The organism is Shinella sp. 20P9.1.1 (assembly GCF_057798995.1).
In genome coordinates, this window is sequence record NZ_JBYOLC010000035.1 from 1 (window position 1) to 705 (window position 705).

At 62.1% G+C, this 705-nt stretch carries 1 protein-coding gene; it reads left to right on the forward strand.

The window, feature by feature from the left end; translation table 11 throughout:
* Positions 1-705: electron transfer flavoprotein-ubiquinone oxidoreductase (locus AC27VQ_RS25825; protein WP_488718581.1), on the forward strand; the 705-nt coding region annotated here is incomplete at its 5' end.

Sequence of the window (705 nt, forward strand, 5' to 3'; positions counted from 1 at the left end):
TTCCCAGGCGGCGCGCTGATCGGCTGCTCGGCTGGCTTCGTCAACGTTCCCCGTATCAAGGGCAGCCACAATGCGGTGCTGTCCGGCATCCTCGCCGCCGAAAAGCTGGCGGATGCGATTGCCAATGGCCGCGCCAATGACGAGCCAATCGAGATCGAACAGGGCTGGCGCGACAGCGCGATCGGCTCGGACCTGAAGAAGGTGCGCAACGTCAAGCCGCTGTGGTCGAAGTTCGGCACGGCAATCGGTGTCGCCCTTGGCGGTCTCGACATGTGGACGAACACGCTGTTCGGCTTCTCGTTCTTCGGGACGCTGAAGCACGGAAAGACGGACGCGCAGTCGCTTGAACCCGCGGCCAAGCACAAGCGGATCGACTATCCGAAGCCGGATGGCGTCCTGACCTTCGACCGTCTCTCGTCGGTGTTCCTGTCCAACACCAATCACGAGGAAGACCAGCCGATCCACCTGCAGGTGAAGAACCCGGAGCTGCAGAAGACCTCGGAACTCGACGTCTATGCCGGCCCATCGACGCGCTACTGTCCTGCCGGCGTTTACGAATGGGTGGAGAAGGACGGCAAGGACGTCTTCGTCATCAACGCGCAGAACTGCGTGCACTGCAAGACCTGCGACATCAAGGACCCCAACCAGAACATCAACTGGGTGCCGCCGCAGGGCGGCGAGGGGCCGGTCTATCCGAATATGTGA